We start from the raw sequence: 11,765 nt of genomic DNA, 5'->3' as shown, positions 1-11,765 counted from the left end.
CTACGACCTCACGCTCCTCAACAAGGTCCTCAAGGCCGCCGGCAAGCCCGAGGTCTCCGACGCCGGCCTCGGCGCCAAGTAACCCCGCGATCCAGGATCTGGTCGCGGGTCTGGACGAGCCGTCCGCGGAGTCCGTCCAGCCCCCGGCGGGAGCGGATCGAGCAGCAGGGCCGGACCGCGCGTCGCGGTCCGGCCCTGCCCCGTGCTGTGCCGCCCTGGCGGCGGCGGTGCGTCAGCTCTGTGCGGTGTCGTCCCCCGCCTGCCCGGCACCCTCGGCCGCGCCTGCCTTCTCGCGCATCTTGCGCACCAGCTCCGCCTTCTGGTCGGCCGCGCCCCGGCGGTCGAGGTTGCGGTGGGGACCGTTGTTCTGCCGTTCGGCGCGGGACAGCCTCTTGCGCTGGCCGCCGCCCTGGCCCACGGGGTTGTTGATGTTCTTGCTCACGGTCACGGGTTCTCCCGGTAATGATGTGGAGTGATCTACGGATTCATCGGTGGGGGACGGGCGGCGACGTCGAAGGACGTCAGCAGGGGCCCATCACGCCCTCACTCGTAGATCGGCCTCTGGAAGAACATGACAAAGACGGTACCCCGTTCCGCCGGCTCCTCACGCCAACCCTTTCGCCACCCCGGCGCCGCGGCCGGCCTTCAGCGGATGGACGTCGCTCGCGCTGCTCAATCACTCCAGCTCGCCCGTCGCAGGGTCTCTGCGATCTCCGACGGGTCGAGGGTGGCGCCCGCGGGGTCGTCGGGCCACTGCCGGACGACCCCCTCGGCCCCCTCGGCCCAGGTGGCGACCGCGGGCTTCACGGAGGTCCTGCTGGAGCCGCACAGCGAGGCGATGTGGTTCGGGGAGGACGCGGCCGACGCGGAGCGGTTCGTCCTCGGCCTGCACGGCTGGATGCTCGACGGCCTCTATGCCGATGGCCGGCGTCGTGCCGTCGACGACTTGAGAACCACCCTCACCGCGCACGAGAGCGACGACGGCGTCCTCTACGCCTCGGCGACCTGGATCATCCGGGCGACCCGCCCATGACGAACCCGTCGATCATCCGGCGGCACGAGATCGGCACGGCGGCCGGCCGTCGGGTGGAGCGGCTCCTGGCCGGCTATCCGGGGACGGCAGCGGGGTCGACGCCGGTCAGGTCGCAGCTCATGTCCCACAGCCGCGCCGCGACGGAGGAGTCGGCAAGGTGGCTCCACACCGGTTCATCTCGCGGCTCGCCCCGCAGGCCGAAGACGCGCGGCACCCACAGCCGGCCTCCGTGCACAGCCGGGTCGAGCACCGCCCGGACCGCGGGCCACGCGCCGGCATGCTTGCCCTGGACGAGGAGGGCGGCAGGTGCCGCGCTCAGCCGGGCGCCGGTGGTTCGCACATGAATCGGCGGCCGTGACGGGGTGAGGGAGTCCAGCGCGCCTCCGGGATGGACCACCACGCTCGTCACCGTGCTGCCGGCTGCGCCCAGGCGGCGGTCGAGTTCGATGCCGAAGTACATCTGCGCCAATTTGGAGCGCCCGTAGGTGCGCTTGGGCCGGTAGGCCTTCCGGGACTGCACGTCGTCGAGGTCGAGCCGCTCGGATTTCGCCGCGAAGCTGCCCATGGTCACAACGCGCGCCGCCGGCGCGGCCGACAGCAGGGGCATCAGCCACCGGGTCAAGGCGAAGTGCCCGAGGTGGTTCGTGCCGAACATGAGCTCGTGGCCGTCCCCGGTCTCCTTGCGCGGCGGGTCGTCGAGCGCGACTCCGGCGTTGTGGACCACCGCGTCGAGGCGTTCCACCCCCACCGCTTCCACCGCTGTTTCGAGCGATGAGAGGTCGGCGAGGTCCAGCCGTACGGCCCGCACCCGTGCGCCGGGGACGCGTGCACGGATCGAGGCGGTGGCGGCTTCGGCCTTGGCGGGATTCCGGCAGCCGAGTACGACGGTGGCACCGGTTGCCGACAACTGCTCGGCGACGAAGTACCCGATGCCGGCGTTGCCGCCGGTGACCAGGAAGACGCTGCCCTCGGCACGCGGTAGCCGTTGGACATACCAAGAGGGGACGGAGGATGCGGACGACATGACCACGGGGCTCCCTTGCCGGTGAAGGCGGCTGCGACTGATCCGTCGGCAACTCGGCACCCACGGTTCCAGCGGCCACCGACACATCGCCCATGGAGCACCGACAGTCCCGCCGGGCAGCCGACATCCCGCCCATACGGCGGCCGACGGTGCGGCAGGCGACGCGACGCCGGCGCGCCAGCGCGCCGACGCGCCGGCTCGGCGAAGGCCCTCGTAGGCTGGCCGGATGCGTCACCACGATCTTGTCGTCATCGGTGCGGGATCCGGGAACGCCGTCGTCGTCGACTCGTTCGCCGATCTGGACGTGGCCGTCGTCGAGGAACGCTGGTTCGGCGGAACCTGCCTGAACGCCGGATGCATCCCGAGCAAGATGCTCGCCTACACCGCGCATGTCGCCCGCACCGTCCGGGAAGCGGGGACCTACGGCGTGGACGCCGAGCTGCGGTCGGTGCGCTGGCGCGAGGTGCGCGACCGGGTCTTCGCGCGGCTGGACGCCGAACGGGACGAAGGCCGCACGGGCCGTGAGCGGCAGGACTGGGTCACCGTGTACGAGGGCACGGCTCGGTTCACCGGCCCCAGGACCCTCCGCATCGACCGGGCGGACGGCGCCGTCGACGTCAGCGCCGGTCAGATCGTCATCGCGGCGGGCGGCCGGCCCCTGGTCCCGGGGCCGGTGCTGGACGCGGGCCTGCCGTACGAGACGTCCGACACCATCATGCGCATCGACGCTCCGCCCCGGCACCTGGCGATCCTCGGCGGTGGTTACATCGCCGCGGAACTGGCCGATGTGTTCTCCGAGACCGGGAGCTCCGTCACCATCGTCGAGAAGGAGGAGCTCCTGCTCGGCCCGCAGGACGAGACGGTGCGGGAACGATTCACCGACCTGGTCCGCTCCCGCTACGACCTCAGGCTCGGCCGGGAGCTCACGGCGGTCGGCGGCCGGCCGGGCGCGCTACGGCTCACCCTGGACGACGGATCGACGGTCGAGGCGGACATGCTGCTCGTCGCGGTGGGCCGGGTCCCGAACAGCGACCGGCTCGACCTCGAAGCGGCCGGCATCGCCACCCACGACGACGGCCGCGTGATCGTCGACGCCCACCAGCGCACCACCGCGGAAGGCGTGTTCGCGCTCGGTGACATCTGCTCGCCGGTCCCCCTCAAGCACGTGGCCAATCGCGAGGCGGAGGTGGTCGCGCACAACCTCCGCAACCCGGACGACCTGATCGCCGCCGACCACGAACTGGTGCCGGCGGCGGTCTTCACCCGCCCGCAGATCGCCTCCGTCGGCGCCACCGAACAGGACTGCCGGGACAGAGGGCTGGACTACCGGGTGGGCATGGCCGGTTACGGGGACATCGCCTACGGCTGGGCGATGGAGGACACCACCGGCTTCTGCAAAGTGCTGGCCGAGCCCGGCACCGGCCGTCTCCTCGGCGCCCACCTGATGGGCGAGCAGGCCCCGACCCTCATCCAGCCCCTCGTCCTGGCGGCGACCCTCGGCATCGACGCCACGACCCTCGCCAAGTCCCCGTACTGGATCCACCCGGCGCTCACCGAGGTCGTGGAGAACGCCCTCCTCGATCTCGGCCTGTGAGGAGGCGCCGTGAGGCGCGGGCCACCGGACCACACCGCCGGGGCCGGCTCGGCCGGGGGTTCCAGCCCATCCGCTCCCGGTAGGCGAGGAGCTTGCCGACCGGCGCCCGCGAGGATCAGATCAGCGTCACGTCGCGGGCCTTGAGGTGGACCGCGTCGGGGTCGAGGGTGTCCGCGATCGAGGAGCAGACCGGGCATCCGGCCTCGTACGGCGGTCCGAACATGAAGTGGTGGACGAGCAGTTGCGAGCGCCCGTGGAAGAGGTCCGCGAGCGACTTGGTCCCGTCCTCGGTCTCGAACCTGTACTCCTCCTCGAACCTGTACTCCTTCTCGACCCGCACCCGGGGAAGGCCCCTGCGCTGCCGGGCGAGCGCGCGGCGCGGCGCGAGCCCGCACAGCCCCTGTCCACTGTGCGGACGGTCACCTTGACGACCATTGACACTTAGGCGAGCCTTACCTTCGCTCGCTCCTCGCTGGTGTGAGTACACCCTGCACACGATCCCTGGAGCAGCCATGTCCGCCGCCGACGCCACCGCGACCCCACGAAGACCTGGACGGGAAGCAGAGCTCCTCCAGCTCCCCTCATGGTGCGGGAACGCAGCGGCGTCCCTCGCCGTGTGCCTCGGGTGGGCAGCCACGACATGGATCGCGATCCACCTGCGCGCCGATGTCACCCTTCACACCGCCGCGCTGTTCGTGCACCTCGCCTCCCTGGTCCTGGGCTTCGGCGCGGTACTCGCCATCGATTACTACGGCGCCCTGTGGCTCACCGGCCGCAAGACCCTCCGTGAGGTTCTCGACTTCACCGCCCCTCTGCACATACCCGTGTGGATCGGCCTCGGCGGCCTGCTCTTCAGCGGCGCCTTCCTCCATCCCGATCTCAGTTCGCCGATGACGTGCGTCAAACTCGGCCTCGTCCTGCTGCTCTCCCTCAACGGCGTCCAGGCATCCGCACTGCACCGCCGGCTGGCAGCCGCCGACAGCGGCCCCGTCCCCCGCCCGCTGATGATCCGCGGTGCCGTGACGGCATCTGTATCCCAAGTTGCCTGGTGGGGTGCGGTCGCGATCGGCTTCGTGAACAGCCGGCACTGATGTGCGCTCCGTACAGGGTGTCGCCGGGGAGCCGTCGTAGCCCTTGACCTCCCGAGGCTGCCGGAGGCGCCCCGGTCGGGTCTCCGCAAGGGCCTCGCTTGACTGGTGGTCGGCACGACAGGTAGGGAGAGGCTGTTCATCGCGCAAGGTGTGAAACGGGGGACATGTGAAGCCGCTCGAAACGGGTGATCCCACCTCGCTCGGCGAGGGCCGCTACCGGCTGGTGGGACGGCTCGGCCAGGGGGGCATGGGCGTGGTCTACCTGGGCCGCTCCCGGTCCGGCCGTGCGGTCGCCGTCAAGGTCGTACGTCCCGAGCTGAGCACCGAGCCCGGGTTCCGGCGCAGGTTCGCCGACGAGGTCGCGGCCGCGCGGAGGGTCGGCGGCTTCCACACCGCGCCGGTGGTCGACGCCGACCCGGAGGGGGAGCCCGCCTGGCTGGTGACGGCCTTCGTACCCGGTCCCACCCTGCAAGCAGTACTGGCGCGCGTCGGGTCGCTTCCCCTGGACACGCTCACCGTGCTGGCCGCCGGCCTGGCCGAGGCACTCGAGGCGATCCACCGAGCGGGGGTCATCCACCGCGATCTCAAGCCCGCGAACATCATCGTCGCGGAGGACGGACCGCGTGTCATCGATTTCGGCATCGCCCGCGCCCTGGACGGAACGTCCCTGACCCAGACCGGCCTGCAGGTCGGCACGCCGGGATTCCTGGCACCCGAGCAGCTCACCGGCGGTGGCGTGCTCACCCCCGCGGTCGACATGTTCGCTCTGGGGGTGGTGCTCACCCAGGCGGCGGGCGGCGCCCCCTTCGGCGACGGCCCGTCCGCGGCCAGACACTACAAAGTGGTCTACGAGGAGCCAGACCTGACCGCGGTGCCCGGTGAACTCCGCGAAGCCATCGGCGCCTGCCTGTCCAAGGACCCGGCGGCACGGCCCACACCGGCCGCCTTCCTCGGTACCCTCACCGTCCGCCACCCGGACGGTGGCTCCTGGCTGCCGGAGGCGGCGACGCAGCTGCTTCAGCCCCCGGAACCGGCGGTGCGTCCCACCGTGCCGGACGGCCCGTCGGACACCGCGCAGGACCTCGCGGAACCGGACGCCGTCCCGCCCGTCGTCGCGGAGCCCCGTACGGAACAGCCGCGCACCGTGACGGGACCCGCGGCGCGGCTCTCCCCCGCCCCCGCCCCCGCGCCCGCGCAGGTGCCGCAGGCGGTTGCGGAGAAGCCCCGGCGGCGCCGCGCGGTGGTGGCGGCGGTGCTCGTGGCGTCTCTCGCGGTCGTCGGCCTGTACGTGTGGCGGCCCTGGACCGACTCCGCCAAGGACGATTCCAGGCCCGGCGCCGCCATGCCCACCGGATCTGCCCCTGCCCCTGCCCCGTTCCCGGCCGATCCCCTGCTGATCCGGCAGGACACCGCCCCGGGCTGGCCCGGGACGTGCCACGGCGTCATCGCCCGCCGGGACGCCGCGACGGAGAAGCCCGTGGGGCTCATCTCAGGGGGCGAAGGCGCATGCGACACCCTGCCCCAGTGGTCCCCTGACCGCAGGTCGTTCGCGTTCACCCGCAGCACACCCGAGGGCACGGCGGTCTGGACCGCCAATGCCGACGGGTCGAACGCTCGGCGGATCACCTCCATCGCCGGCGGCAGGGTGTCCTGGTCTCCGGACGGCAGCCGGCTGGCCGTGCTGCGCATGAAGGACGGCGTACAGCAGCTGTTCGTGGTCGGCGTCGCCGATGGCGCGGCCCGCCAGCTCACGTCGGGCGGGGGCCAGATCGAGGATCCCGCGTGGTCGCCGGACGGCAAGAGCATCGCGGTCTGCCTGCAGACGGGGCCCGGGAACTGGCAGATCCACGTGGTCGACCCCGCCGACCCGACCCGGGCCCCACAGCAGGTGACCCGGCTGCCCCATCCGGCACTCGACCCGGTGTGGTCACCCGACGGCGCCACCTTCGCCTACACAGCGGGGACATACGGCACGGGCAGTCAGGGCGATATCCGCCTCGTGGACGCCGACGGCAGTGACGATCGTGAACTGGTCGCCACCAGCGCCCATGAGATGGACCCGGCCTGGTCCGCCGACGGCACCTGGGTGGCCTTCGTCCGCGGTCCGTACGAGAAGCCCGTGATCTGGGCCGTGCGCGCGGACAAGACCGGCGAGCGCCAGCTCACCACCGGCGCCACCACCGAGGGGCATCCCGCCTGGCGCTGACGCCCTGCATGTCGTTGAAGCCGATGACCTCGCGGACGGCCCCCGGGGGTGGTCGCGCACCGTCACCTCGTCGGATGAGCGGGTGCAGCCGGTGGGCGGAGACGAACTTCCTCCGTCATCGAGTACGGCGCCGCGTGGTGGTCGGTCGGGGTGGTGGGAGCGGATCCGCTCCGTCAGTTGTCTCCGACCTCAGTGGGCCATCACTCCACGAAGGGGCTCGCCGCTTTCAGCCCCACCCCACCGCGAGCGCAATGCGCGGCGCAGGCAAGGAGACAGGTTGAGCCGTCCGGGTCACGGACCGGCGCGCAGAAACGATCACGTGTGCGGCGCGGCCGAACGACCGTGCCGGAATCCGCAAGGATCGAGAAGCCAAGATCCTCTTTCTTCGAAGGAGAAACAGCATGGCTGTGCGCTCCCGTCGTGCCGGGATGGCCGTGAGGCGGTCCTTGCGGGTGACCGGCGTACGACGGGCTCGGGCCGCTCCGGGCTCCGCGACCGCCGCTGATCTCCTTCGGATCCGGATGAGAAGGACTTCATGAGCAGCAGCGCCAACATCCAGGCACCCTCCGGGCTCCTGGCCGACATCAGGCACCGATCCGACGGCGACCACCAGGTGTTCGGCATCCACCTTCGGTGGCAAATCGGTGAAAATCAGCCCGACCACGGAACCTGGCCCCCGCCGGCGGACTGGAACGAAGGTGACGCTCCCTACCCGCACCTCTACGAGGTGTGGATCAACGGTGAGGCCCGGCAGACCGTGTTCCTCCACTGGCCGGCCTGGGACTGGTCCCCGTCCAACTCCCACTGGGTGGACCTGGGTGAAGAGCCCGACGCCGAATACCGGGTGAAGATCCGGGCCAAGGCCGACGGTTCGTTCACCCCGTTCACCAACGAGGTCACCGTCGCCGCGGCCGCCGCAGTGGCCTGGTCGGCCCCTCCGAAGCCCCGGGGCGCCAAGTCCGGCGCCGACCGCTCTCCGCGTCACGGCACGATGAATGATCCGCGCAGCCGGGCCGCCGCCGCGATCAGGGACGAGGACCCGTCTCCGATCTGCGCGAAGGCCCGGGCCGAGAACAGCAGCAGCACCTGGCAGGAGGTGCTGCCGGGCGCCGACCGGATGCTGGCCGACTACCCCTGGAACCACACCCTGCGCTATCTGGAGTACCGAAAGTTCTTCGAGGGCAACACCGTAGCCTCCACAGGGAACCCGGAGTTCGCGGGTCTCGACCTTGTTCCCGGCGCGGATCTCGGCGACTGGCCCACGACCCGGCTGGATGCCTCGGCCGCAAGCCACACGTTCTCGTACGACTACATGGCCTATCACACCGACGAGACCTGGTCACACCGCTGGTTCCTCACCCGCGAGGGGTGGGACCCCCGCAGCGGACTGTCATGGGAGGACCTGGAGCCCGTTCCGTTCCTGGTCGAAGTCCAGGGAGCCCCGCGTGAGGAGGACTCGACCTCTTGGGAGTTCGCCACCCTCCCGACCCGAAGCGGGCGGGCCGCGATCGTGCATGTCTGGGGCGGTCACGGCGGCCCGAACACCCCCGACGGCGGCAACGGCGGCAACACCGGCGAATTCTTCCTGTCCGTGTGTGACGTGGTGTTCCACTGACGCCTTCCGGATCCGAATGCCCGGTCGGGGGCAGCGGAACGGGTGAGGGTCCATGGGGGGCGGCCGCGCGAAGCCGCGGCCGCCCCCTCGCGTCACCCCGCCGAAGTTGCCGGGACTTCGACATCGATGACCGATCGGGGTCTCGATGTGACCGATACGGACGGCGGCCGTGCCCCTGCCGAGCCGACTCGGGTCGGTAAGGGGTCTTACGTCCAAGGGCTCCGGCCCGCACGGCCGCGGCCGTCAGCTCTGGGTGCGGCCGGGGTCCGAGCGCGGGTAGAGCGGGGCGACGCTCGCCCAGTACCGGTCGAGGTGCGCCTCGGCTGTCTTCAGCGTTCGGTTGCCTGTCAGGTCGAGGAAGGCGGCGTGCAGACTGACCACACGCTGCTGACCCGCGCCGGCCCCGGCCGAGGCGGGTGCTGCCCGGCGCCAGGGGGCGCGGGCGGCACTGGCGCCCTGTCCGTTGTTGCGTCGTGCGCGGGTGAACCACCCCGTGAGGACGCCGGCGGTGACAGCTGCGGCGGCCAGGACGTGCAGACCGTGTTGCACGGCCATGGCTTCCTCCACGAAAGGAGCGTTGTCGGTAAGGGTGTGTCGGGCAGCCGGTGCCGGCCGGCTGGGGGAAGGGGCCGGCACCGCGGCTGGTCAGCCCGGCCAGGTGCCCGTCAGGCGCCGTACGGCTATTGCCCCTGACCGGTCGACCGAGGCCTTGACCACGGCGAAGATCGCGCCCTGGATGGCCGCGGCGAGCAGGATCTGCTTCCAGGTCCGGTCCTCGTCGGTGGCGTCGGGAGCATCCCCCTCGCCCTCGATGATCTTCCAAGCCTGCTTGAAGGCGGCGCCTGCGATCACGCCGCTGACGGCGCCCAGGGCCAGCCCGACGGGCTTGTAGGCGATCTTGGATGCCTTCATCGGCGACGTCCCCGACTGCGGCGGACCAGCAGGAAGACGACTACGGCGGCTCCGACCGCCAGGAGCGGGGTGCGGTGGGCGCGTGCGGCCGTCGCTGCCTGGCCGGCCTTCTCCAGGAGCGGGTCCGGCGTCTTGTCCGTGGCGTACTGGCCCGCCTTGGCCGCACTCTCCTGAATCTGTGCTGCGGCCTGCGCGGTCTTCTCCAGGAGCGGGTCGGGGGTCATGTCCTTGACCAGCCGGGCGGCGTGCCCCGTCTTCTCGCGGATCTGTTCGGAGACCAGCGCTGCCTTCTCGGCGGCCTGGCCCTTGACGGCGGCCGTCTTCTCCTTGGCCTGGGCCTTGATGTCGGCCTTCGCGGCGAGGGCCTGGACGGTCTGGCCAAGCTCGTCGCGGGTGCGCTCGACCTGATCGTGCAGTTCGGCGGAGCCGGGGCCGGCAGGGGCGGGGGTGCCGATGTTGGTTCGGGCGTCGTCGTTCATCGGTGTGCCTTCTCCTTGATCTCGGCCAGGTCGGCCTTGACGCTGTCGATGGTCTGCTCGGGAGCCGGGGTGCCGGCCTGGGCGATCTGCTTCTTGCCGGCCAGGGCGGTTCCGGCCGCCACGATCCCCAGGACCGCGGTGATGACGAGGGCGGACGCCCACACCGGCAGAACCAGCGCGAGAGCGGCGATACAGGTTGCCGTCAGAGCCTGGAGTGCCAGGAGGCCGATAATCCCTGTGGCGCCGAAGAGGCCGCCGCCCTTCCCGTAGTGCTTGCCCTTCTGGGTCATCTCCGCCCGGGCCAGCTGCATCTCCTCGCGTACCAGCTCGGATATCTGCTGCGAGGCACGTGAAACCAGGACGCCCACCGAGTCGTCGGCGGCGTGGGACTGCCGCTCTAGCGTGCTCATGATGGGGTCACCTTGCCCTTCTTCGATCTGCTGGAACGGACGACACGTCGGTCGGCGTCGGCGCCGCGCTCGACCGAGTCGATGCCGTTCTCGGTTTGGATGGCCATGTCGTCCTCACGGCGCGCCTACCCCGCAACCGCGCTGTCATCCGCGCGGCAACCAGCGGTGTACGAAAGATGGCTCGGCATCAGCCCGGGGGCCGACCTCGTACGGCCATGGTGTGCTGGGCCGCGCCCCTGGTCGGCGGCCGCAGGCGACGCCGGAGCGGCCGTGCCGTGCCGGTCTCGCGGCGAGCCGTGCTCACGCATGGGTCAGTGCTCCGTCCGGCGGCGATCGTCGTCGCTCCACGCGCGGGTGTCGCGGGGCTCGACGTAGGGTTCCTCGTCCTCGGGGAGTCCGCCGGCGATCGCGCGCTGCCGGGCCATTTCCGCGTCGAACTCCAGCCCGAGGAGGATCGCGAGGTTGGTGATCCACAGCCACACGAGGAAGATGATCACACCGGCAAGGGTGCCGTAGGTCTTGTTGTAGGAAGCGAAGTTCGCGACGTAGAACGCGAAGCCTGCCGAGGCGGCCATCCAGATCGCCAGCGCCAGGAGACTGCCCGGCGTCACCCACCTGAAGCCGCGGCCCCTGGCGTTCGGGGCAGCCCAGTAGAGAATCGCGATCATGATGGTGACGAGGAGGACGAGCAGCGGCCACTTCGCGATCGACCACACGGTCAGGGCGGTGTCCCCGATCCCCAGGGCGGTGCCCGCCTGCCGGGCGAGAGAGCCGGAGAAGACGACGATGAGCGCTCCGGCGCAGGCCAGGACCATCAGCGTGACGGTGAGAGCCAGGCGCAGCGGGAGGACCTTCCACGCGGGGCGGCCTTCTGGCATGTCGTAGACGGCGTTCGAGGTGCGGATGAACGCGGCGATGTAGCCGGACGCCGACCACACGGCGACGACGAGGCCGACGACCGCCAGGAGCGATCCGACGCCGGAGTGGCCCTGGAGCTGCTGGACGGCGTCGGTGATCACGTCCCGCGCCGAGCCGGGTGCCAGTTTCTGCAGGTTGTCGAGGACCTGCTTCGTCGCTGACTCCCCCGCGAGGCCCAGCAGGGACACCAGCACGAGCAGGGCGGGGAAGAGGGCGAGGACTCCGTAGTAGGTCAGGGCTGCGGCCCGGTCGGCGAGCTCGTCGTCCCTGAATTCCTTCACGGTGCCGCGCAGCACGGCCTTCCACGACCGCCTGGGCAGCTCTGTGGGCCGGTCGGGTGCCCGCTCCTCCACCTGTGGGTCCGGGCCCGCCGTGCTCTGGTGGCCGGTGTCCCCGCGATCGTCGTGTCCGCCGGGGCCTGGCTCGGGTGCGCGTGTCATACCCTGCGGCTTTCCACTGCGGCGCCACTCATGTCCGCGAGGG

General features: G+C 71.2%; 13 protein-coding genes. 5 read left to right on the top strand and 8 right to left on the bottom strand.

What is annotated here, in order from left to right; all coding sequences use genetic code 11:
- Positions 1–232: 232 nt before the first annotated feature.
- On the bottom strand, positions 233–448 hold the full coding sequence (locus ACZ573_RS35340; RefSeq protein ID WP_382546418.1) for a DUF6243 family protein: 216 nt from the start codon (positions 446–448) through the stop codon (positions 233–235).
- 339 nt (positions 449–787) lie between these two features.
- On the opposite strand from ACZ573_RS35340, the gene ACZ573_RS35335 reads away from it, so the two are divergent.
- Positions 788–1,033: a hypothetical protein gene (locus ACZ573_RS35335; RefSeq protein ID WP_471312460.1), complete on the top strand. Its 246-nt coding sequence runs from the start codon at positions 788–790 to the stop codon at positions 1,031–1,033.
- A gap of 73 nt (positions 1,034–1,106) precedes the next feature.
- On the opposite strand, the gene ACZ573_RS35330 is transcribed toward ACZ573_RS35335, so the two are convergent.
- A complete protein-coding gene (locus ACZ573_RS35330; RefSeq protein ID WP_471312458.1) occupies positions 1,107–2,057 on the bottom strand; it encodes an SDR family NAD(P)-dependent oxidoreductase in 951 nt (316 codons plus the stop codon).
- Positions 2,058–2,283: 226 nt separating this feature from the next.
- Between ACZ573_RS35330 and ACZ573_RS35325 the strand changes: the two genes are divergently transcribed.
- Positions 2,284–3,651: a mycothione reductase gene (locus ACZ573_RS35325; RefSeq protein ID WP_471312455.1), complete on the top strand. Its 1,368-nt coding sequence runs from the start codon at positions 2,284–2,286 to the stop codon at positions 3,649–3,651.
- A gap of 115 nt (positions 3,652–3,766) precedes the next feature.
- On the opposite strand, the gene ACZ573_RS35320 is transcribed toward ACZ573_RS35325, so the two are convergent.
- Positions 3,767–4,165 (bottom strand): DUF899 family protein, encoded by a 399-nt coding sequence (locus ACZ573_RS35320; RefSeq protein ID WP_471312453.1) that lies wholly within the window; start codon positions 4,163–4,165, stop codon positions 3,767–3,769.
- Between ACZ573_RS35320 and ACZ573_RS35315 the strand changes: the two genes are divergently transcribed.
- The 3 genes from ACZ573_RS35315 (at position 4,164) to ACZ573_RS35305 (ending at position 8,563) form a co-directional block, all read left to right on the top strand.
- Positions 4,164–4,742: a hypothetical protein gene (locus ACZ573_RS35315; RefSeq protein WP_471312451.1), complete on the top strand. Its 579-nt coding sequence runs from the start codon at positions 4,164–4,166 to the stop codon at positions 4,740–4,742. The two genes, ACZ573_RS35320 and ACZ573_RS35315, sit on opposite strands and share 2 nt — an antisense overlap.
- Positions 4,743–4,908: 166 nt before the next feature.
- Positions 4,909–6,948: a protein kinase domain-containing protein gene (locus tag ACZ573_RS35310; RefSeq protein WP_471312448.1), complete on the top strand. Its 2,040-nt coding sequence runs from the start codon at positions 4,909–4,911 to the stop codon at positions 6,946–6,948.
- A 535-nt stretch (positions 6,949–7,483) separates the two neighbouring features.
- Positions 7,484–8,563, top strand: coding sequence for a lytic polysaccharide monooxygenase auxiliary activity family 9 protein (locus ACZ573_RS35305; RefSeq protein WP_471312446.1), 1,080 nt, complete (start codon positions 7,484–7,486; stop codon positions 8,561–8,563).
- A 243-nt stretch (positions 8,564–8,806) separates the two neighbouring features.
- On the opposite strand, the gene ACZ573_RS35300 is transcribed toward ACZ573_RS35305, so the two are convergent.
- The 5 genes from ACZ573_RS35300 to ACZ573_RS35280 form a co-directional block, all read right to left on the bottom strand.
- Positions 8,807–9,118, bottom strand: a complete 312-nt coding sequence (locus ACZ573_RS35300; protein WP_471312444.1) for a hypothetical protein — start codon at positions 9,116–9,118, stop codon at positions 8,807–8,809.
- 90 nt (positions 9,119–9,208) lie between these two features.
- Positions 9,209–9,475, bottom strand: coding sequence for a DUF4235 domain-containing protein (locus ACZ573_RS35295; protein WP_471312442.1), 267 nt, complete (start codon positions 9,473–9,475; stop codon positions 9,209–9,211).
- On the bottom strand, positions 9,472–9,954 hold the full coding sequence (locus tag ACZ573_RS35290; RefSeq protein WP_471312440.1) for a DUF3618 domain-containing protein: 483 nt from the start codon (positions 9,952–9,954) through the stop codon (positions 9,472–9,474). Before ACZ573_RS35290 ends, ACZ573_RS35295 begins: the two co-directional genes overlap by 4 nt.
- Positions 9,951–10,364 (bottom strand): phage holin family protein, encoded by a 414-nt coding sequence (locus ACZ573_RS35285; protein ID WP_471312438.1) that lies wholly within the window; start codon positions 10,362–10,364, stop codon positions 9,951–9,953. The genes ACZ573_RS35290 and ACZ573_RS35285 overlap by 4 nt, the downstream gene beginning before the upstream one ends.
- Before the next feature lie 311 nt (positions 10,365–10,675).
- Positions 10,676–11,722 (bottom strand): YihY/virulence factor BrkB family protein, encoded by a 1,047-nt coding sequence (locus ACZ573_RS35280; RefSeq protein WP_471312436.1) that lies wholly within the window; start codon positions 11,720–11,722, stop codon positions 10,676–10,678.
- Between the last annotated feature and the right edge of the window lie 43 nt (positions 11,723–11,765).

This window comes from Streptomyces sp. NPDC040545, from assembly GCF_055595065.1.
Note: the sequence above shows the minus strand (reverse complement) of the source record. Positions and strands in the feature narration are given on the sequence as shown.